This is a genomic window from Cupriavidus sp. CP313 (assembly GCF_054072015.1).
Map to the genome: position 1 here is coordinate 55,657 of NZ_JBSVZB010000026.1, position 20,042 is coordinate 75,698.

16 protein-coding genes are annotated in these 20,042 nt (G+C 67.0%); 8 read left to right on the top strand and 8 right to left on the bottom strand.

Features of this window, described 5'->3' with window-relative positions; all coding sequences use genetic code 11:
* Window positions 1-3: 3 nt before the first annotated feature.
* Window positions 4-828: an IclR family transcriptional regulator gene (locus ACW4E8_RS29250; protein WP_456807696.1), complete on the bottom strand. Its 825-nt coding sequence runs from the start codon at window positions 826-828 to the stop codon at window positions 4-6.
* A 130-nt stretch (window positions 829-958) separates the two neighbouring features.
* Between ACW4E8_RS29250 and ACW4E8_RS29255 the strand changes: the two genes are divergently transcribed.
* From ACW4E8_RS29255 to ACW4E8_RS29265, 3 genes are all read left to right on the top strand, one after another.
* Window positions 959-2,614: a GMC family oxidoreductase gene (locus ACW4E8_RS29255; RefSeq protein ID WP_456807697.1), complete on the top strand. Its 1,656-nt coding sequence runs from the start codon at window positions 959-961 to the stop codon at window positions 2,612-2,614.
* 129 nt (window positions 2,615-2,743) lie between these two features.
* Complete coding sequence (locus ACW4E8_RS29260) at window positions 2,744-4,072, top strand: MFS transporter (protein ID WP_456807698.1); 1,329 nt, start codon at window positions 2,744-2,746, stop codon at window positions 4,070-4,072.
* Between the two features lie 68 nt (window positions 4,073-4,140).
* On the top strand, window positions 4,141-4,866 hold the full coding sequence (locus ACW4E8_RS29265) for a GntR family transcriptional regulator (RefSeq protein ID WP_456807699.1): 726 nt from the start codon (window positions 4,141-4,143) through the stop codon (window positions 4,864-4,866).
* Between the two features lie 4 nt (window positions 4,867-4,870).
* On the opposite strand, the gene ACW4E8_RS29270 is transcribed toward ACW4E8_RS29265, so the two are convergent.
* Window positions 4,871-5,539: an alpha/beta hydrolase gene (locus tag ACW4E8_RS29270; RefSeq protein ID WP_456807700.1), complete on the bottom strand. Its 669-nt coding sequence runs from the start codon at window positions 5,537-5,539 to the stop codon at window positions 4,871-4,873.
* 479 nt (window positions 5,540-6,018) lie between these two features.
* Between ACW4E8_RS29270 and ACW4E8_RS29275 the strand changes: the two genes are divergently transcribed.
* Together ACW4E8_RS29275 and ACW4E8_RS29280 are read left to right on the top strand one after the other, a co-directional pair.
* Entirely contained in the window at window positions 6,019-8,484 is a 2,466-nt protein-coding gene (locus tag ACW4E8_RS29275; protein WP_456807701.1) for a DUF3772 domain-containing protein, read from the top strand.
* Window positions 8,485-8,605: 121 nt separating this feature from the next.
* Window positions 8,606-8,968, top strand: coding sequence for a mechanosensitive ion channel protein MscS (locus ACW4E8_RS29280; protein WP_456807702.1), 363 nt, complete (start codon window positions 8,606-8,608; stop codon window positions 8,966-8,968).
* Window positions 8,969-9,236: 268 nt separating this feature from the next.
* Here the strand turns inward: ACW4E8_RS29280 and ACW4E8_RS29285 are convergent, their stop codons facing one another.
* A complete protein-coding gene (locus tag ACW4E8_RS29285; RefSeq protein ID WP_456807746.1) occupies window positions 9,237-12,353 on the bottom strand; it encodes an efflux RND transporter permease subunit in 3,117 nt (1,038 codons plus the stop codon).
* 86 nt (window positions 12,354-12,439) lie between these two features.
* Here ACW4E8_RS29285 and ACW4E8_RS29290 point away from each other — a divergent pair, with 86 nt between their 5' ends.
* Complete coding sequence (locus ACW4E8_RS29290) at window positions 12,440-13,489, top strand: RNA-guided endonuclease InsQ/TnpB family protein (protein WP_456807747.1); 1,050 nt, start codon at window positions 12,440-12,442, stop codon at window positions 13,487-13,489.
* Between the two features lie 25 nt (window positions 13,490-13,514).
* Here ACW4E8_RS29290 and ACW4E8_RS29295 read toward each other — a convergent pair whose 3' ends face one another.
* From ACW4E8_RS29295 to ACW4E8_RS29305, 3 genes are all read right to left on the bottom strand, one after another.
* On the bottom strand, window positions 13,515-14,675 hold the full coding sequence (locus ACW4E8_RS29295) for an efflux RND transporter periplasmic adaptor subunit (protein ID WP_456807703.1): 1,161 nt from the start codon (window positions 14,673-14,675) through the stop codon (window positions 13,515-13,517).
* A 2-nt stretch (window positions 14,676-14,677) separates the two neighbouring features.
* Entirely contained in the window at window positions 14,678-16,132 is a 1,455-nt protein-coding gene (locus tag ACW4E8_RS29300; protein WP_456807704.1) for a TolC family protein, read from the bottom strand.
* Between the two features lie 217 nt (window positions 16,133-16,349).
* Complete coding sequence (locus ACW4E8_RS29305) at window positions 16,350-16,754, bottom strand: cobalt-zinc-cadmium resistance protein (protein WP_456807748.1); 405 nt, start codon at window positions 16,752-16,754, stop codon at window positions 16,350-16,352.
* A 337-nt stretch (window positions 16,755-17,091) separates the two neighbouring features.
* On the opposite strand from ACW4E8_RS29305, the gene ACW4E8_RS29310 reads away from it, so the two are divergent.
* Both ACW4E8_RS29310 and ACW4E8_RS29315 read left to right on the top strand, forming a co-directional pair.
* Complete coding sequence (locus ACW4E8_RS29310) at window positions 17,092-17,307, top strand: antitoxin of toxin-antitoxin stability system (protein WP_456807705.1); 216 nt, start codon at window positions 17,092-17,094, stop codon at window positions 17,305-17,307.
* Window positions 17,300-17,659: a type II toxin-antitoxin system PemK/MazF family toxin gene (locus ACW4E8_RS29315; protein ID WP_456807706.1), complete on the top strand. Its 360-nt coding sequence runs from the start codon at window positions 17,300-17,302 to the stop codon at window positions 17,657-17,659. The genes ACW4E8_RS29310 and ACW4E8_RS29315 overlap by 8 nt, the downstream gene beginning before the upstream one ends.
* Before the next feature lie 76 nt (window positions 17,660-17,735).
* Here ACW4E8_RS29315 and ACW4E8_RS29320 read toward each other — a convergent pair whose 3' ends face one another.
* Together ACW4E8_RS29320 and ACW4E8_RS29325 are read right to left on the bottom strand one after the other, a co-directional pair.
* Window positions 17,736-19,358, bottom strand: coding sequence for a rhodanese-related sulfurtransferase (locus ACW4E8_RS29320; RefSeq protein ID WP_456807707.1), 1,623 nt, complete (start codon window positions 19,356-19,358; stop codon window positions 17,736-17,738).
* Window positions 19,355-19,972, bottom strand: a complete 618-nt coding sequence (locus ACW4E8_RS29325) for a cysteine dioxygenase (protein ID WP_456807708.1) — start codon at window positions 19,970-19,972, stop codon at window positions 19,355-19,357. Before ACW4E8_RS29325 ends, ACW4E8_RS29320 begins: the two co-directional genes overlap by 4 nt.
* Window positions 19,973-20,042: the final 70 nt, after the last annotated feature.

Consider the following 20,042-nt stretch of genomic DNA (forward strand, 5'->3'; position numbering starts at 1 on the left):
GGCTCAGTGCCCGCACAGCACCGCCGCCATCTCCTTGGCCGCCCCCTGCAGCGTCGGCACCGCCTGCAACAGCGCCTCAAGCGAAGCCCGCGCAGTCGGCGCATGACAGGCAATCGCAGCCACCACCCGACCTGAACCCTCCCCATCCGGCTCGCGCACCGGTACTGCCACCGCGCACATGCCGCGCACGAATTCCTCGTGGTCCACGCCGATGCCGCGTGCGCCCAGCCGGTCCAGCTCGGTATTGAGTCCCTGCACATCGGACAGCGTGCGCGGCGTGTGCGGGGCCAGGTCCAGGCGCCTGAGCATCTGCTGGCGTTCCAGCCTGTTCATCGCTGACAGGAACAGCTTGCCGCTGGCGGTGCAGTGCAGTGGCACGTGGATGCCGGGCGACAGCTGCAGGCGCAGTGGCTCGTGCGTCTCGACGCGCTCCACATAGAGGACCCGGTCGCCGTCGAGTGCGGTGAGGTTGCAGGTCTCGCCCAGGCTCGCCACCAGCCTGGCCAGGATGGCGCGGCACTCGCGCAGCATCGGCGGGCTCCTGAGGGTCTGCAGTGACAGGGCCGCGGCGCCCGGGCCCGGCACGTAGCCGCGCTCGGCCGGCATGCGGACCACGAAGCCGGTGCGCTCCATGGCGGCCAGCAGGCGCATCAGTGTCGCCTTGGGCACATGCAGCCGCTGCGAAAGCTGGGAAAGCGTTTGGGGGTGCTGCGCCCTGGCCAGGCTGGACAGCACCATCAGCACGCGCAGGCTGCGTGCATCGTCCTCCACCGCCCCGTCTTCTGCTGCAGTGCGATTCTGAAACGGGAATTGCACGTTCTGTTTCACAACCGGCCTCTCCTCGCGATTGAGCTTTCCATTCCGGCTTGCAAAAATAAAATCCGGAACAGAACGTTTCAGATTATAGATCGAAGCCGGATGGCTACGCGCCTGCCGGCCAGAAAAGGAGACAGCGACGATGTCGCAAACCGTTGACTACATCGTGGTAGGCGCCGGCTCGGCCGGGTGCGTGCTGGCCAACCGGCTCAGCGAAGACGGCCGGTATTCGGTCTGCCTGCTGGAGGCCGGCCCGCCCGACCGCTACCCGTGGATCCATATCCCGATCGGCTATGGCAAGACCATGTTCCACAAGCAAGTGAACTGGGGCTTCTATACGGATCCCGATCCCAACATGCTCAATCGCCGCATCTACTGGCCGCGCGGCCGCACGCTGGGCGGCAGCAGCGCCATCAACGGCCTGATCTACGTACGCGGCCAGCGCGAGGACTATGACCACTGGGAGACGCTGGGCAATCCGGGCTGGGGCTGGGACAACTGCCTGCCCTACTTCCGCAAGCTCGAGAACAACGACCTTGGCGCCGGCCCCACGCGCGGCACCGACGGCCCGCTGAACGCGACCTCGATCGACCGGCAGCATCCGCTGGTCGATGCCTTCATCGGCGCCGGCCAGGCCCTGGGCCTGCCGCGCCAGACCGACTTCAATGGTGGCGACCAGGAGGGCGTGGGCTATTACCAGCTCACCACCCGCAACGGCTGGCGCTGCTCCACCGCGGTGGCCTACCTGCGTCCGGCGCGCGGGCGCACGAACCTGCGCGTCGAGACCGATGCCCACACCACCGGGATCCTGTTCGAAGGCAAGCGTGCCGTGGGCGTGCGCTACACCCAGCATGGCCAGCCCTATATCCTGCGGGCGCGGCGCGAGGTGATCCTGTGCGCCGGCGCGCTGCAGTCGCCGCAGTTGCTGCAGCTGTCGGGCATCGGCCCGGCGCCGTTGCTGCAAGACCTGGGCGTACCGGTGGTGCATGCGCTGCCGGGCGTGGGCGAGAACCTGCAGGACCATCTGCAGGTGCGGCTGATCTACGAGGTGGCAAAGCCGATCACCACCAACGACCAGCTGCGCTCGCTCACGGGCAAGGCGCGCATGGGCCTGGAATGGCTGCTGATGCGCAAGGGGCCGCTGGCGATCGGCATCAACCAGGGCGCGATGTTCTGCCGCGCGCTGCCGCAGGAGAGCGCCACGCCGGACACGCAATTCCATTTCTCGACCCTGTCCGCCGACATGGCGGGCGGCATGGTGCATCCCTTCTCCGGCTGCACCTATTCGGTATGCCAGCTGCGGCCCGAGTCGCGCGGCACGGTGCGGATCCGCTCGACCGATCCGTATGAGCCGCCGTCGATGCAGCCCAACTACCTGTCGGCCGAGCTGGACCGGCGCTGCACCGTGGCAGCGGTGCGCTATGCCCGGCGCGTGGCGCAGACCGAACCAATGCGCGGCCTGATGAAACGCGAGTTCCGGCCGGGCGACGAGGTGCGCAGCGACGATGAGATCCTGCATTTCTGCCGCGAGTACGGCGCCACCATCTTCCATCCGTCGGGCACCGCGAAAATGGGTCCCGCCGCCGATCCGCTGGCAGTGGTCGATGCGCGCCTGCGCGTGCATGGCGTGGGCGGGCTGCGCGTGGTGGACTGCTCGGTGATGCCCACGCTGGTCTCGGGCAACACCAACGTGCCGGTGGTGATGATGGCCGAGCGCGCGGCCGACTTCATCCGCGAAGACGCACGGCGGGAAATGCATCCCGTCGACGTGGCGACCCCGATGGCAGCAGCCGCCTGAGCGGGTTGCGCCAATCCTGATTGCAAACAACCAAGGCCAGGCATCCATAACAAGGCCAAACCCTGCAGTGCATCCGGCGTCCATAACCATCCTTCCAGAGGACGCCGCCCATCACCAGAGGAGACAAGCATGACAAGCCCCAACGAACAGGCGATCCGCAAGGTCGCGCTGGCGTCCGTGATCGGCGCCACCATCGAGTGGTATGACTTCTTCCTGTACGGCGTGGTCGCCGGCCTGGTCTTCAACAAGCTGTACTTCCCCGGCAATGATCCGCTGGTGGCCACCATGCTGGCCTACACCACCTTTGCGGTGGGCTTTGTCACGCGGCCGCTGGGCGGCGTGATCTTCGGGCACTTTGGCGACAAGGTCGGCCGCAAGAGCATGCTGGTGATCACGCTGATGATCATGGGCGTGTCCACCTTCCTGATCGGGCTGGTGCCGACCTACGACAGCATCGGCATCCTGGCGCCGATCCTGTTGCTGCTGTTGCGCGTGCTGCAGGGCATCGGCCTGGGCGGCGAATGGGGCGGCGCGGTGCTGATGGCCTATGAGTACGCGCCGCCGGGCAAAAAGGGCTTCTATGCGTCGCTGCCGCAGATCGGGCTGGCGATCGGACTGTGCCTGGCATCCGGCGTGGTGGCGCTGCTGTCGCTGACCCTGACCGATGCGCAGTTCCTGGCCTGGGGCTGGCGCGTGGCCTTCCTGATCTCCGCGGGGATGGTGTTCGTGGGCATGTATATCCGCCTCAACGTCAAGGAGACGCCTGAATTCGCCGTGATCAAGCAGCGCAATGCCGAGACCCAGATCCCCTTTGTCGACATGATGCGGCGCTACCCGGGCAATATCCTCAAGGGCATGGGCGCGCGCTATATCGACGGGGTCTTCTTCAACATCTTCGGCGTGTTCTCGATCACCTACCTGACCCAGACCATCCATATCAGCCGGACCGAAGCGCTGGTCGGCGTGATGGCGGCGGCCATTGCGATGTGCTTCTTCATTCCGTTCTTCGGCCACCTGTCCGACCGCATCGGCCGCACGCGCGTGTATTTCTGGGGCTCGCTGATCACGGCCCTGTCCGCCTTCCCGGCGTTCTGGCTGATGCTGAACAGCGGCGGCAACACCATGTTGCTGTGGCTGTCCATCGTGGTGCCGTTCGGCATCCTCTACGCCGCGGTCTACGGCCCGGAAGCGGCGCTGTTCTGCGAGCTGTTCGATGCCAGGGTGCGATACACCGGCATTTCGTTCGTCTACCAGTTCTCGGGGATCTTCGCCTCCGGCATCACGCCCATCATCGCCACGGCACTGCTCAGGTCGGGCGGCGGCAAGCCCTGGCAGATCTGCGCCTACGTGGCCTTTGCGGGGGTTGTGTCGGCGTTGTCGGTGGCGCTGATCGGGCGGGGCGAAGGCTCCCAGGCGCCGCGCGAAAACGGCATGCCGCTGCACGGTCCGGCACGCTAGGCCCGGAGGGAGCCGTTGCCGGCCGGCAATGTCTTAGAATGGCGCAACGCCAATGACAGGGACATTGCATGCAAACTCCGGACGGCACCGGTGCGGCCGCCGCCCCGCTCCTGCCCAGGGTCGTGCGCCAGCGGCTGCACGACACCGTGGTCGACCACCTGCGCAACTTTATCGTCGAGGGGGTGCTGCCGCCGGGCATGAAGCTCAATGAGCGCGAGCTGTGTGAAACGCTGGGCATCTCGCGCACGCCGCTGCGCGAGGCGCTGAAGGTGCTGGCCGCCGAGGGGCTGATCGAGATCTCGCCCAACCGCGGCGCGAGCGTGTCACGGATGAGCGAGGCCGAGGCCTGGGAAGCCTTCGAGCTGATGAGCGGCCTGGAGGCCTTTGCCGGTGAGCTGGCGTGCGAGCGCATCACGCCGCCGGAGCTGGCCGAGATCAAGGCACTGCACTACGCCATGCTGGCCTGCCGCGCGCATAACGACCTGCCCGGCTACTACGCCCGCAACCAGGAGATCCACGACCGCATCGCCGAGGCCGCGCGCAACCAGACATTGCAGCAGACCTACCTGACGCTCAACCGGCGGCTCAAGGCGATGCGTTTCCGCTCCAACCACCAGACCGACAAATGGGACCGCGCCGTGCACGATCACGAAGAGATGATCCGCGCGCTGGAAGCCCGCGACGGCAAGCGGCTGGCGGGCATCCTGCGCCAGCACTTGCTGGAGAAGCGCGCCGCGCTGATGCAGATCCATCCCGACCCGATCGGCGGCGTGCCGGCGCTGCCGAACGCCTAGGCCTTCAAGCGGCCGCCCCGGCCTCGGGACGATCCAGGTACCCGCCGACGATACGGACCAGCAGCGGCAGCTTGCCGGTAAAGAAGTGGTCCGCCCCCGGCACCACCACCACGGGCAGCCCCTGCGGGCGCGCCCAGTCGAACAGCGCGCCGAGTTCCGCGCGCTCGTCACGCTCGCCGTGGACCACCAGGCAATCGGCGGGAACGGCCGGCGTGTCATAGCTGCGGTGCGCCTTGACGGTGCCGTAAGGCGTGCCGGCAAGCACCAGGTGGCGGATCGGCACGGACTGCGCCGCCAGCGTGGCGGCGACATGGGCCATGACAAACGCACCAAAGGAAAAGCCGGCCAGTGCCAGCGGCAGGCCGGGATGGGCCTCGCGCAGATGGGCGACCACGGCGAGCATGTCCTGCGCCTCGCCGCTGCCTTGGTCATGCTGCCCCGCAGACCCCTCGACCCCGCGGAAATTCGGCCGCACGGTCAGGAAGCCGCGTGCCACCAGCGCCTTGGCCAGCTGGTGCGGCACCTTGTGCGTGGCCGAGCCGCCCAGCAGCGGATGCGGATGCGCCACCACGGCGATGCCTCGTGGCGCGCCGGGGGGGCGGTCGACCAACATTTCAATCTGCCCGGCCTCGCCGCCGAGCTGCGCCTTTTCCGTGCCTGACGGAACAGCCATGCCTTCTCCTGATGATGACGATGGGCCGCCTGCGGCCCGAAAACCGTGATGGTAATGCGTTTCCCGCGGACCGCGCCGGCTGGCACCCGGCCCTGCACCGCGCGCCGCGCGCGCGTATCCGTATCAAAATGTCAGCCAGTGCGCTATCCGACACCCTGCGGGGCTGGGTGGCGCATTCGCTTTCGTATAATTCTGCGAACCGCGGCAAGGCCGTTTTCCGTTTTCCCCTGGGCCCCGCCGCCATCGGTCAGCACGTCCCGTGTCACGCACACCGGCCTGCCAGGCAGCCCGCCGCGCTTCGTGCCCTGACCAGACTTCGCCGAAGGGAGCGCCAGCGAGTGGCCATCCCTTCCCGTGTTCATTGCCGGTGTTCCGGCCGTTCCCGCATCCCATCGCCGCCGCATCCAACGCGTGCCAGCGCGATGCCCTTGCCGATGCCGGAGCCGCCGCAAGCCGTCACCATCCGACGAGATTCCGCCATGAGCAAAGTTTCACGGCTCGCACTGGGCCTTGCGCTCGCTGCGCTATGCCACCTGATGCCGGCCACGCTGCCCGCCGCACTGGCCGCCCCGGCATCCGAAGCGGCTTCCGAGGCCGGCGCCCAGCAGGCGCCCGCCATCACCCACGGCGAGGCCACCGCCGAACTCAAGCGCCTGCAGACCGAGCAGGACCGCATCAAGCAGCAGGCCTCCGACCCGGATAGCAACACCAGGCTGCATGAACTCGAAGAAACGCTGCAGAAACTCGGTGCCGACGTCGACAAGCTGACTTCGGCCCTGACCCCGCAGCGTGCGCAACTGCAGGCGCAGCTGGACGTGGTGGGTCCGCCACCGGCGGCCGGCACCACCAAGGAAGCGCCGGCCGTGGTCAAGCAGCGCGCCGAACTGAATGCGCGCCGTGCCCAGCTTGACGCACAACTCAAGCAGGCCGGCGAGAGCAAGGTGAATATCGCCAACCTGAGCGACCAGCTGGCGCGGCTGCAGCGCAGCCAGATGAAGGACCAGCTCGCGCTGCGCTCGGACAGCATCCTGAATCCGCAATTCTGGAAGCCGCTGGTCAGCCCGACGCAGGAAGACCAGGCGCGCCTGGCCAGCTTTACCGACCAGGTGGTGCCGATGGCGCAACTGGCCTGGCAGCCGTCGCAGCGCGCCGCCACCATCGCCTTGCTGTTGCTGGCCCTGGCGGTATGGACCCTGGGCCGGCGCCTGGCCGAACGGGCACTGGCGTGGTTCTGCCTGAACAAGCTGCCGGAGACGCGCCTGCGCCGTAGCGCACTGGCGCTGGCCACCACGATGGCCACCGTGTGCACCACCGGGCTAGCGGTACAGCTCGTCTACAACGCCTTCACGCGCAGCTATGAACTGTCGCCGGACCTGATGGAGCTGTACGGCCAGCTGCTCAAGCTGACGCTGACCAGCGCGCTGATCGCGGGCCTGGGGCGCGCGCTGCTGTGCACGCGCCATCCCTCCTGGCGCCTGCCGGCGCTGGCCGATCCGGTCGCGCTGGCGATGAAGCCGTTCCCCGCCGTGCTGGCCGGCCTGTTGCTGCTGGCCGGCACGCTCGAGCAGCTGAACCGCATTGCCGATACCAGCGTGCAGGTCACGCTGCTATGGCGCGGGCTGGTCTCGCTGGTGGTGGTGCTGACCATTGGCGCCGCGCTGCTGCGCGCCAACCGTGTACGCAACGTGCTGGCGGCCGCCGGCGAGCGGCCCGAGGCGCGCGCCACGCTGGCGGGCATGATCCACGCCGGCGTGTCGGTCATCGTGCTGGTGTCGGTGGTGGCGCTGCTGGCCGGCTACATCAGCTTTGCGCGCTTCCTGACCTACGAGCTGGTCTGGTTCGACATCGTGCTGTGCAGCCTGTACCTGCTGACCCAGGTCACGCGCGACGTCTGCGAAAGCCTGCTCTCGACCCACTACGCCAGCGGCCGTGTCATCAAGCAGCTGTTCGGCGTGGACGATTCGCACCTGGAGCAGGCGTCCACCATCCTGTCGGGCATCGGCGCCAGCGTGCTGCTGCTGGTGGCGGTGCTGGCGCTGCTGACCGGCGGCTTCGGCACCACACCCGCGGACCTGCTCAACAGCCTGGTGATGGTGCTGGGCGGCGAGAAGTTGCACAGCCTCAACATCATGCCCGACCGCATCCTGAATGCGCTGATCGCGCTGGGAGTCGGCATCTGGCTGCTGCGCTCGGTGCGGCGCTGGCTCGATGGGGAACTGCTGCCCAAGGTCTGCAAGGAGCCGGGCCTGCGCGCCTCGCTGATCACGCTGTACAGCAATGTCGGCTACGTGTTGCTGGTGCTGCTGGTGCTGTCGCTGCTGGGCGTGCGCTGGGACAACCTGGCGTGGATCGTCAGCGCGCTGTCGGTGGGCATCGGCTTCGGCCTGCAGGAGATCGTGAAGAACTTCGTCTCCGGCCTGATCCTGCTGACCGAGCGGCCAGTCAAGGTGGGCGACATGGTCAGCATTGCAGGCGTGGAAGGCGATATCCGCCGCATCAACGTGCGCGCCACCGAGATCCAGCTGGGCGACCGCTCCACCGTGATCGTGCCCAACTCGCAGCTGATCTCGCAGAACCTGCGCAACGTGACCATGAGCAACAGCACCCAGGGGGTGGCTTCGTTGCAGCTCACCTTCCCCCTGAATACCGACCCCGAACAGCTGCGCGACCTGCTGCTGGACGTCTACCGCGAGAACGAGACCATCCTCGACGTGCCGGCACCCTCAGTCATGTTCAGCCAGCTGGCGCCCAACGGCATCACGCTGTCGGTGACGGGTTATGTCGGCAGCCCGCGCATCGCCGCCAACACGCGCAGCGACCTGTTGTTCGAGATCCTCAAGCGCCTGCGCGCCGCGGACATCTCGCTGTCGGTGCCGCAATCGCTGCGGCTGGAAAACATGCCGCCATTCGGCCAGGAGCCAGAGCCCGCGCTGGCCGCCGGCTGACGGGCACCGGCATTAAAGCTGCCGTTACAACCCTAACAAGTCGCCGGCCGCGCCGAAACACCTTGAGGGGCACTTTGCGTGCATCATAAATGCACACAAGCGGCATCAGAAGGAGTCCGATATGCGCCCCTCCACCCGAATCGTTTCAGCGGTTGCCCTGAGCGTGGCGCTGGTGGCAGCCGGCCCGGCGTCGGCGCGCGGCCGCCACCACGGCGGCGGCTCGAATGCCGGAGCGGTGCTGGCTGTCGGCGCGCTGGTTGGCCTGGCCTTTGGCGCGGCCCTGGCCTCGGCGCCGGTCATGGCGGCACCGCCCCCTGTCACCTACGCCCCGGCTCCGGTGACATACGCGCCGGCTCCCGTCTCATACGCACCGCCGGCAGCGCCGCCAGGCTATTGCTACCGCGACTACGACCGTGCCTACGTGCCTTGCGGTCCGCAGCCGTCGGGGTATTACCAGCAGGAGCAGCCGTATTACGGTTACTGAAATGTAGGGCGTCGCTGAACGCTTCGTGTAAAAGACAAAGGCCCCATGCAATGCACGGGGCCTTTGTCTTCTACAGCTGGCAAGCGCGAGGGTTCTGAATGACCACTTGCGTACTCCCTCTCCCGCTCGCGGGAGAGGGTTGGGGAGAGGGCCGGCGTATCGACGAAGGGAAGCCTGTCGGTATGCCTGTGCCTGCCCTCTCCCCCGTCCCCTCTCCCGCAAGCGGGAGAGGGGAGCAAACCAGCGGGACTCGATGGCAGCCGCTGCCTTACACCGGCACATCCCTGGTCGGATCCGGCCTGCGATCATCGAACCAGCGATACAGCGTAGGCACCATCACCAGCGTCAGCAGCGTCGACGTAATCAGCCCGCCGATCACCACCACCGCCAGCGGACGCTGCACCTCCGAGCCCGGCCCCGTCGAGAACAGGAACGGCACCAGGCCCAGCATCGCAATGGTCGCGGTCATCATCACCGGGCGGAAACGCTGGGTCGCGCCCTGCACCACCGCTTCATCGAGCGACAAACCCGAGTCGCGCAGCGTGCGGATATACGACACCAGCACCACCCCGTTCAGCACCGCCATGCCCCACAGCGCGATAAAGCCCACCGAGGCCGGCACCGACAGATACTCGCCAGTGACGAACAGTCCGATGATGCCGCCGATGGAGGCAAACGGCAGCACCGTGATGATCAGCGTGGCAAAGCGCAGCGAGTTGAACAGCAGGAACAGCAGGAAGAAGATCGCGGCGATGGTCACCGGCACGATGATCTTCAGGTGGCCCATGGCGCGTTCCATGTTCTGGAACTGGCCACCCCACTCCAGGTAGTAGCCTTCGGGCAGCTTCACCTTGGCGCCGGTGGCCTGCTGCAGCTCGGCCACGAAGCCGCCGAGGTCGCGGTCCTTCACGTTGATCATCACCACCACGCGGCGCTTGGCCATTTCGCGGCTGATCTGGGCCGGGCCGTCGTTGACCTCGATCTTCGCAACGCTCTGCAGCGGCACCTGGGTGCCGTTGGGCGTGGACACCAGCAGCTGGCGGATGGCCTGCTCGTTGTTGCGGAACTCCTCCGGCAGGCGCACCGCCGCGGCAAAGCGCCGCTCGCCTTCGAAGATGTCCGTGGCGCGCTTGCCGCCGATGGCGATCTCGATCACGTCATGGATGTCGGACACGTTCAGCCCGTAGCGCGCAATCGCCTGGCGGTCGATCTCGATCGACAGGTACTGCTGCCCCGACACGCGCTCGATGCGGATGTCCTGCGAGCCCTGGATGCCGCCGGCCACGCGCGAGATCTCGCCCGCCAGCTCGCGCAGCTTGTCCAGGTCGTCGCCGAACACCTTCACCGCCACATCCGAACGCACGCCGCTGACCATTTCGTCGACGCGGTCCGAGATCGGCTGCGCCATCACGATCTGCACGCCGGGAATGGCCTTGAGCTTGTCGCGGATCGCGTTGGCGATATCGTCCTGGGTCCAGCCGTCGGGCCACTCGCCGCGGTCCTTCAGGCTGGCGATCGGGGTCGACTCGTTCTGGCCCTGCGGGTCGGCCGGGCTTTCGCCGCGGCCCACGCCGGACACCACCGACTTCACGCCCGGCACGGCCAGCACCAGCTTGTTGGCTTCCTTCTCCAGCTTGATCGACTCTTCCAGCGAGATGTTGGGCACGCGGTCGATCGCGGGCACGATCGAGCCTTCCTTCATCTCCGGAATGAACGAGGTGCCCAGCAGCGGCACGATCGCCACCGTGGCCACGAACGCCGCCACCGCGCAGATCACCGTCTTGCGGCTGTTGCCCAGCGCCCAGTGCAGCAGGCGCAGGTAGTGGCGCTTCATGAAGGCGATCACATGCGTGTCGTGCTCGGCGCCGCCCTTGAGCAGGTACGACGACAGCACCGGCGACAGCGTCATCGACAGGAACAGCGAGATCGCCAGCGCGATCGAGATGGTGAACGCCAGCGGCGCAAACATCTTGCCTTCCATGCCCGACAGCGTCATCAGCGGCAGGAACACCAGGATGATGATGCCCACGCCCACGATCACCGGCGTGGCCACTTCCTGCACGGCCTTGACCAGGATCTCGGTCTTGGTCAGGCCCGGCTCCTTTTGGCCGAGCCGCTCGAACGCGTTCTCGACCACCACCACCGAGCCGTCGACCATCAGGCCGATGGCAATGGCCAGCCCCCCCAGCGACATCAGGTTGGCCGACAGGCCCACCTCGTTCATCACCATGAAGGTCAGCAAGGGCGTCAATACCAGCGTGGCCAGCACGATCACCGACGAGCGCACGTCGCCCAGGAACAGGAACAGCACGATCACCACCAGCACCACGCCTTCCAGCAGCACCTTGGTCACGGTCCACAGTGCGGAGTCGACCAGTTCGCTGCGATCGTAGTACGGCACGATCTGCAGCTTGCCCGGCAGCATGCCGCGCTCGTTGATCTCGGCCACGCGTGCCTTCACGCGGCTGACCACCTCCTTGGCATTGCCGCCGCGCATCATCATGACGATGCCGCCGACCGCCTCGGTCTGGCCGTTCTTGACCAGCGCGCCCTGCCGCACCTCATGCCCGATGGTGACGTTGGCCACGTCGCGCAGGTACACCGGCGTGCCGTTGATCTCCTTGAGCACGATGCTGCCCAGGTCGTCCACGCCCTTGGCCAGGCCGACGCCGCGGATCAGGTACTGCTCGGCGTAATGCGGCAGCACGCCGCCGCCGGAGTTGGCGTTGTTGCGCGCCAGCGCCTCATAGACCTGCTGGGTCGAGATCTGGTAGTGGCGCATGCGTTCGGGGTTGACCAGCGCCTGGTATTGCCGCACGTAGCCGCCCTGCGAGTTGATCTCGGCCACGCCCGGGATCGAGCGCAGCAGCGGGCGCACCACCCAGTCCTGGGCGATGCGGCGCTCGGCCAGCTCTTCCTGCGTCAGTTCGCGGTTGCCGTCGTCGGCACGGTCCAGCGTGTACTGGTAGACCTCGCCCAGGCCGGTGGAAACCGGGCCCAGCACCGGCGACACGCCTTCCGGCATGCGCCCGCCCACTTCGATCAGGCGCTCCATCACCAGCTGGCGGGCAAAGTACACGTCAGTGGTGTCGGTAAAGACCAGCGTGATCAGCGACAGGCCCGCCTTGTTCAGCGAGCGCATCTCTTCCAGGCCGGGCAGGCCGGTCATGGCCATTTCCACCGGCACCGTGACAAAACGCTCGACTTCCTCGGGCGAGCGGCCCGCGGCTTCGGTGGCGATCTGCACCTGCACGTTGGTCACATCGGGGAAAGCATCCACCGACAGCTTGGTGGCAGCGCGCAGGCCGAAGAAGAACAGCACCACGGCAATCACGCACACCACCAGCCGCTGCTTGATGGCGGCTTCGACTAGGGATTTCATCAGACTTGCTCCGAGAAACCCCGACCTTCAGGGCGGGGAGTGAAAGGAGTGCTGCCGGCAGCAAGCAATCCCAATTTAGAATGACCGGCATGCTTCTCGTCTATCGCTACCGGGTGAAGTCGCTGAACGGCCTGCTCAATCAGCAGAGCCGCGTGGTGAACTACGTCTGGAACTTCTGCAATGACACGCAGAAGCACGCCCTCAAATGGGGCAAGAAATGGCCCACGGGTTTCGATCTGAACGTGTTGACGACCGGCAGCAGCAAGGAACTGCGTATCCATTCCGGCACCGTCAACGCGGTTTGCGAGCAGTACGCCAAGTCGCGTAGCCAGCACCGCCGGCCGTACCTGCGCTATCGCGGCTGCAAGTCCCTCGGCTGGGTGCCGCTCAAGGGGCGGGATCTCAAGCGCTCGGGTGAGGCATTCCGCTTTGCCGGCAACACGTTTCGCGTGTTCAACTGCAGGCCCCTTCCCGAAGGCAAGAGCAAGGACGGCACGAATTTCTCCCGCGACGCGCGAGGCAACTGGTTCCTGAACATCGTGATTGAAGTTGCCGACACCCAGGCCCGGTCCCTGGCACGCGGCGTCGGCATCGATCTTGGCTTGAAGGACCTTGCCACACTCTCCACCGGCGAGAAGATCGAGAATCCGCGCCACCTTGGCCAACTCGAGCAAGCCCTTGCCAAGGCGCAGCGTGCGCGCAAGAAACGGCAGGCCACGAACCTCCACGCGCGCATCGCCAATGCGCGGCGTGACTTCCTGCACAAGCTCTCGCATCGCATCGTGCGGGACTTTGACTACATTGCGGTGGGTAATGTGAATGCCGCCGGCCTCGCCAGGACCAGCATGGCGAAGTCCGTCCTCGATGCGGGCTGGTCGTCCTTCCGCACAATGCTCGCGTACAAGGCGATTGCGCATGGCGCGTGGTACGAGGAAGTCGACGAACGTTTCACCACCCAGGTTTGTTCTTCGTGCGACGCGATGCCGCCGGAGAGGCCGAAAGGTATCGCAGACCTTGGAATAAGGCAGTGGGTATGCAGTGAATGCGGTGCTGTACATGATCGCGATGTGAATGCTGCGCTAAATATTCTTGCCCGATCGGGACATCGATCGCCTGCAGAGGGAATCCGCTCCCTTTAGGAGGGGAGGATGTCAACATGGCCGATTACCCTTGCTCGAGGCGCTTGCGCTCGTTGTCGAGATGGAAGGCGCCATCGACCACGATGCGGTCGCCGGCCCTCACACCGTTCTGCACCACGCGCATGCCGTCGCTCTCGGCGCCCAGCTTGACCTTGGTGAGGCGGTACTTGTTGCCCGGCATCTCGACATAGACCAGCTCGTCATTGCCGTCGCGCACCACCGAGGCGGCCGGGATCACCAGCTGGTCGACCGGCTTGCCGGCGATCAGCATGCTGGCCAGCATGGCAGGCTTGAGGCGGCCTTCGCGGTTCTCCAGCTCGGTACGGACCAGCACCGTGCGCGACTGCGGGTTGACCGTGCGGCCGACGTAGATCAGCTTGCCGGTAATGCTCTTGCTGCCCGCACCGTTGCCCAGCGAAGGCACCTCGATGTCCACGCTTTGCCCTTCGGCCACCTGGGCGGCCTGCTGCTCTGGCACTTCGGCCACCACCCATACGCGCGACAGGTCTGCCACGGTATAGAGCGCATCGGCCGGCTGCACCACCTGTCCTTGCGCCACGTTGCGCTCGACCACGGTGCCGCTGATGCTGGAAAACACCGGCGAATGCGAGTTGATGCTGCCGCTCCTGGCCAGCTCGGCAATCGATGCCTGCGACATGCCCAGCACACGCAGCTGGTCGCGGTAGGCGCGCATCTCGGCCGAGGCGATCGCCAGCTCGCTCTCGCGGCGCTGCAGCTCGCCGCGGCCGATCACGTCGGCGGCAAACAGCTGGCGCGCACGCTCGGCGTTGCGGCCCTGCAGCTCGGTCTGGGCCTCGCTCTTCAGGAAGGCCATCTGCGCCGCGCCCAGCTCGCTGCTGTGCAGGCGCGCCAGCACCTGGCCGGCCTTCACTTCCTGGCCCAGGGTGGCATAGAGGTCGGTCACGCGGCCGGTCACGCTGGCGCCGATGCGCGCCACGCGCTGCTCGTCGAAGTCGACGCGGCCGGCCACGCGCAGCATCTCGCTGAACGGGGAGGTGGCCACCGGCGCCACCTTCAGCCCCTGCTGCAGGTTGCCCTGGGGCTGGATCACGCCCGGCGGCAGCTTGGGCGCTTCGGCTACGGGTTCAGGTTTGTCGGAGCAGGCCGCCAGGCTGAACGTCAGGACGGCAGCGGCCGTCAGCGAAAGCAGGAAATTGGGACGCATGGTTATTTCTGTTCGATGGTGGAAGTCGGCTGCAGGCCCGGCGCTGCGGTAGCGCCCGGGGTGGTCGACATAAGCTTTTCGATTTGGATGGCGGCCACCTGCACGTCGTACTGGGCGGCAATCAGCTCATTGCGCGCGCCGCGCAGCACGCGCTGGGCATCGAGGTAGTCCAGGATGCCGCGCTCGCCGAAGCGGTAGGCGGACTCGGCCACGCCCAGCGCCGACTCGGCCTCGCGCACGATGCCGGACTCAAGCGCCGTCACCTGGGCCTGGTTGATCTCGTACTGGCGGTAGGCGGCTTCCAGCTCCTGCGTCAGCTCGAACTCACGCGCTTCCAGGGCGCTGCGCGCCTGCGTGGCCTGCGCCGTGGCCTCGCCCACCGGGCCGCTGCGGCGGTCCCACAGCGGAATGGTCAGGACCAGGCCGATCTGCGAGACGTTGTTGTCAGGCTGGCGGTCGGTGCTGGCACGCACCGCCACCTCGGGCCAGCGCAGCGACTTCTGATAGTTCACGCCCAGCTGTGCGCGCTCCAGCTCCATGCGGCGCTGGACCAGCTCGGCATTGCTGGCGGTCATGGTGTCGCGCAGCACCGGCAGCGGCGGCACGTCGGGCGACTGGCCCAGCGTGCCGGCCAGCGCATACTGGCCCGGCATGGCACCGCCCACCTGCTGGCGCAGCGCGGCCTTGGCCTGGTTGACGCGCAACTCGGCGGTCTGCTGGTTCTTCTGCGAGGCCAGCAGTTCGGTCTCGGCCTTGATCAGTTCATAGCGCGGCGCCTCGCCCACCTCCACGCGCAGCCGCGCCCGCGAATGGATCTGGCGCATCATCGCCAGGTCTTCCTCGGCGGCATGCAGCTCGCTCTCGCGGCGCAGCACCTCGTAGTAGGCGGTCTTCACGCGGGCGGCCAGGTCGGCCCGGAAGCCTTGCCGCATGGCCTGCGACGACTCCAGCCCGCGGGTGGCCATGGCCTCGCGCAGGCTGCGCTGGTGCGGGTAGTCCAGCTTCTGCACCACGGCGTAGCTGGGCGCATTGCCGCTGGTCACGCCCGGCTGCTTGCCGGACAAGCGGCCGTACATCACTTCCACCTGCGGGTTGGGATAGGCACGTGCGCTGCTGATGGCCGCGCTGGCGGCATCGACACCGGCCTCGGCGGCAGCCACGCCCTTGTTGGTGGACTGGGCCAGGTCGAGCAGTTGGGGCAGCGAGTAGGCGGGTCCCGCCTGGGCGCCAGCCGATGCGGCGGATGCGGGTTTCGGCACCGCCGCGGCCGCCAGGATGGCGGATCCCGGCATGGGTGCGGCAGCGCGTTTGGTCAGGGGGGCGAGGGCGGCCGGCGCGGCACCGGCCGCGTCCGTTGGCTTCGGGGACACCCCGCCTTGTGCGCCGGCATGGGCCGGGGCGGCGGCGAGCGCGATCAGCGAAAGCGACGCGATCAGGGTCAGCTTGGTTGTTGTCATGAGTCGGGAAAGCAAGCAATACGGCTGCCTGTCGCCATGCTGCCGCCCGCCCCGGGGCGAGCGGTCACTTGGACGCGATCACGGCAGGACGCACAACGGCAGCGGCTTGCCCGCGCGGTCAGGCAGCAGGCAGGCTGGCGATATCAGGCAAGGGGGGCGCGGCCCGCAGCACGGCGGCTGCATGCTGCAGCGCGTGCGGTGCGGGCGCAGGAAACGCTCAGGCGCGGGAAATGGGTGGCCGGTAGAAGGCCGAAGGCGGCGGCTCGGCGCGGCCAGGCGGATGCTGGGCGACATCGCCGGAGGGCAGCAGCAGCTTCACTGGCGGCAAGGCAATCAGGGCGCTGGATTCCTCGATCTCGTCGAGCATGTCGAGGGGATCGAGCAGATCCGCCGACCAGATATTGCAATACCCGGGGGGCGGGTCGTCGCAGATATCGTCGTCATCCAAGCCGTCGTCGCCGGGCACGATGATCCGGCCCAGGTCGTCAACCGGCTGCGCCGCCGCCAGGTCCACCAGGTCAACGCTGGCCTGCGCCTGCAACGCCACGCGCGCGTCCGCCACTGCTCCGAAGGAGAGCAGCGACAAGCACATGGCGGTCAGCAGCAGGAACAACAGTCGCATCGGATCGGGGGCATTGACGGCATCGCCGGCCGGCCCGCTGTCGGGGCTGGCCGGTGGGATGCTGCAGGACAGCATTGTAACTGAACGATTACGATTGACAGGGAATCGTTACGTTCGTTCCCTTGCTGTAGAGAGATCGGGCGCCTGCAAGGGCTTTCAGACTCCTCCAATTTCGGCCAATCCGCTCCCCCAGCTACGCTCTGGTCACTTTTTCCAAACCCTGTGAGCCGGTCTGCGCGTCCATCCGTTGGTGGTTTTGTAATACAAAAATGAGAGACAAATGAGCGCTATACTTCCGTATTACCCAAGTACGGAGCCATTCATGCAAGGAACGACCTTGTCCTTCCGCGCCGGCGAAGAACTGGCCGACCAGACTCGTGCGCTGGCAAGGGCATCGGGACAAAAAACTTCCGACTACATCCGCGACGCCGTGCGCGAGAAGAACGAGCGGGAAATGGCCTCCCGTATCGCCATGCTTTCCCGGAAGCTCGCGGCAAAGCACCTGGCCGCCAGCGAGGACATGGACGCATCGGCCGGAGACGGGCTTGACTGAGCTGAAGCGCGGGCAGATCTGGGAGGTCGATCTCAATCCCCAGACGCATCGGGAAGAGCCGGCCAAGCGCAACCGGCCGGCGCTGGTCATCCAGACGGATTTGCTCAACGACGCCGGCCATCCAACCACGATCATCGTGCCCGGGACGTCACAAATCGAGCGCGAGGATTGTTTTCCGTTGCGGGTCGCGCTGGGAAAGCTGCCTGGCCTGGCCTATGAGACGGATCTGCTGATCGACCAGGTCCGAGCGGTATCCAATCGCCGGTTCATGGGCAGCCGGCCGGTCGCCACGCTGGCGGCCAATCACCTTCGCAAGGTGGAAGAGGCCATGCGTCTGCTGCTCCGCCTCTAGGCCTTCCGGTCTCGCCCCTACCTGTCGCCGGCCTCGCTGCATGATATGCAGCGTCAGTGCATATCATGCAGCGGCCCTAGACCACCCTGAACCCATGCGTCCCGTCGCGCTCAAGTTGCGCGATCAGCCCGAACTCCCAGTCCAGGTAGCCCTGCATCGCCTCGCGCGGGTTGTCGGTGCCCTCATACGGCCGGCGGTAGCGGTCGGTGCGTTCCGAGGCCAGGCGCGTTTCCCCGCTTTCCAGCGGCAGTCCCGCTGCAATCCATGCCTGGGTGCCGCCTTCCAGCACCAACACTTGCGCATCGGTCAGACGCCGCAGGTCGGCGGCGGCAAAGCGCGCCAGCAGACTCGAACCGCAGGTGAGCACGTAGCGCCTGGGCTGCGGGATGCGTGGCAGCGCATCAGCCAGTTGAGCGCGAATGACGAAGTACGCGCCGGGAATATGGCGCTTGACGTAGTTGGCGCTGGTGGTGAAGTCGAGGACACCGGTGCTGCCATCGCCTGCGTCAAGCCACGTGGCCAGTTCGGCCGCAGTGACGGTCAATACCGGCGCTGACGCCGGCACCGGTGCGCTGACCGCGCCGGTTTCGCTGCGCTCTGCCGCCGCCACCGGTTCCACCACCCAGACGTCCCAGCCCATCTGCGCCAGCCATGAGCCGCTCATGTTGGCACGCACGTCGTCATCATCCGCCAGCACGATGCGCGCGCCGCGCACCGGAGCGGAATGGTCGGTCTCCTGCACCAGCTGGCCGCCCGGCGCGTTGACAAAGCCCGGCAGGTGGCCATCGGCGAATTCCTCAGGCGTGCGCACATCGAAGCGGTACACAGTGCGGCCGGGCTGCTGCAGCGTTTCGATCTGGGCCAGCGCAATGCGGCGCACGCCGGCCCGGTCGGCGATCGCGCGCGCGCCGTGGCGGGCGCTGTCGCGGTTGGCGTCGCTGACCGCGGCGGGGGCGCGGCGGCTGGCACCGCGGTCCAGTTGCTGGCCGGCCAGGGTCCAGCCAATGGTGCCGTTGCGCAGCGCCGCCACCGGGTTGGGGATGCCGGCGTTGACCAGCGACTGGGTGCCAATGATGCTGCGCGTGCGCCCGGCGCAGTTGACGATCACACGCGTGTGCGGATCAGGCGCCAGCTCGCGCACGCGCAGCACCAGTTCGGCCCCCGGCACGCTGGTAGCAGTAGGAATGCTCATGGTCTGGTACTCGTCGAAGCGGCGCGCATCGACGATCACCACATCGGCCTTGGTGTCGATCAATGCCTGCACCTCCTCGGCGGCCAGCGACGGCGTGTGGCGCTTTGCCTCAACCACCTCGCCGAACGACTTGCTCGGCACGTTGACGTCGCGGAACACCTCGCCGCCGTCGTCGATCCAGGCGCGCAGTCCGCCTTCCAGCAGATGCACGCGCGTATAGCCCAGCTCGCGCAGTACGGCCGCGGCGCGCGGCGCCAGGTCAGCGCCGGCATATTCGCCGTAGACGACAATCAGGGTGTCGCGGCGCGGGATACGCGCCCACGCGTCGATCTCAAGCCTGGACAGCGGGAAATTGGCCGCCCATAGCGGGTGTTCCTGCGCGAAGGGATCTTCCTCGCGCACATCGATCAAAGCGATCTCGTCGCGGTCGAGCAGCGCCTTGCGCACCGCGTCGCGCGAGTATGTTGGAAAGGCCGGTGCGGCTTGCGTAGCAGTAATCATGGTCATGACTGGGCAACTTCGCGGGAACGGTCCCACAGGTTGGGCAGGGTCTGGTTGGAATAGCCGGAGATAAAGGGCTTGCGCGTGCCGTCCTCGGCATAGACCGAACGGCGCACCGCGCCGATATTGGCGCCGTACACATGGATGCTGACCGAGACGCGGTCGTCATGCACGTTGTTGACAAGGTGGACATCGCCGACCGTGGGCGATACGGCCTCGACCTGCCCGGGCAGCAAGCGCACGGCGTCGCCATTCGGTACAGGCCGGCCGCCTGCGTCGAGCGCGAACGGCTGCGAGTCTTCCGCGCCGCGCAGCATGCCGATCAGGCCCCATACGGTGTGGTCGTGGATGGGCGTGCGCTGGCCCGGCCCCCAGACAAAGCTGACGACCGAGAAGCGTTCGGCGGAATCGCAATGCAGCAGGTGCTGCTGGTAGTACTCGGGATGCGGCTGGGCCCAGGCTTCGGGCAGCCAGTCGTCGCGCGCGACCAGCGTTGCCAGCAGCGCCCCGCCTTCGCGCAGGATGCGGGGCTCGTCCGGCTGCTGGTCCAGCAGCGCGGCCAGGCCGGTGATGAAGTCGCGCAGCGGCGCGAGCGTGTTGGGGGTGGGGGTGCTGCCCATGGCAATGACTCCGGAGTGTCTCGTTCTGGTTTGCCGGCGCGCCGGGCGCCTGCGGTGCGGCCCTCTGCGG

Excerpts from the sequence above, each read along its gene's own strand:
- ACW4E8_RS29255 (WP_456807697.1), top strand. The coding sequence starts at position 959 with ATGTCGCAAACCGTTGACTACATCGTGGTAGGCGCCGGCTCGGCCGGG.
- ACW4E8_RS29290 (WP_456807747.1), top strand. The coding sequence starts at position 12,440 with ATGCTTCTCGTCTATCGCTACCGGGTGAAGTCGCTGAACGGCCTGCTC.
- ACW4E8_RS29325 (WP_456807708.1), bottom strand. The coding sequence starts at position 19,972 with ATGGGCAGCACCCCCACCCCCAACACGCTCGCGCCGCTGCGCGACTTC.
- ACW4E8_RS29280 (WP_456807702.1), top strand. The coding sequence starts at position 8,606 with ATGCGCCCCTCCACCCGAATCGTTTCAGCGGTTGCCCTGAGCGTGGCG.
- ACW4E8_RS29300 (WP_456807704.1), bottom strand. The coding sequence starts at position 16,132 with ATGACAACAACCAAGCTGACCCTGATCGCGTCGCTTTCGCTGATCGCG.
- ACW4E8_RS29270 (WP_456807700.1), bottom strand. The coding sequence starts at position 5,539 with ATGGCTGTTCCGTCAGGCACGGAAAAGGCGCAGCTCGGCGGCGAGGCC.
- ACW4E8_RS29295 (WP_456807703.1), bottom strand. The coding sequence starts at position 14,675 with ATGCGTCCCAATTTCCTGCTTTCGCTGACGGCCGCTGCCGTCCTGACG.
- ACW4E8_RS29320 (WP_456807707.1), bottom strand. The coding sequence starts at position 19,358 with ATGACCATGATTACTGCTACGCAAGCCGCACCGGCCTTTCCAACATAC.
- ACW4E8_RS29305 (WP_456807748.1), bottom strand. The coding sequence starts at position 16,754 with ATGCGACTGTTGTTCCTGCTGCTGACCGCCATGTGCTTGTCGCTGCTC.
- ACW4E8_RS29265 (WP_456807699.1), top strand. The coding sequence starts at position 4,141 with ATGCAAACTCCGGACGGCACCGGTGCGGCCGCCGCCCCGCTCCTGCCC.
- ACW4E8_RS29275 (WP_456807701.1), top strand. The coding sequence starts at position 6,019 with ATGAGCAAAGTTTCACGGCTCGCACTGGGCCTTGCGCTCGCTGCGCTA.
- ACW4E8_RS29260 (WP_456807698.1), top strand. The coding sequence starts at position 2,744 with ATGACAAGCCCCAACGAACAGGCGATCCGCAAGGTCGCGCTGGCGTCC.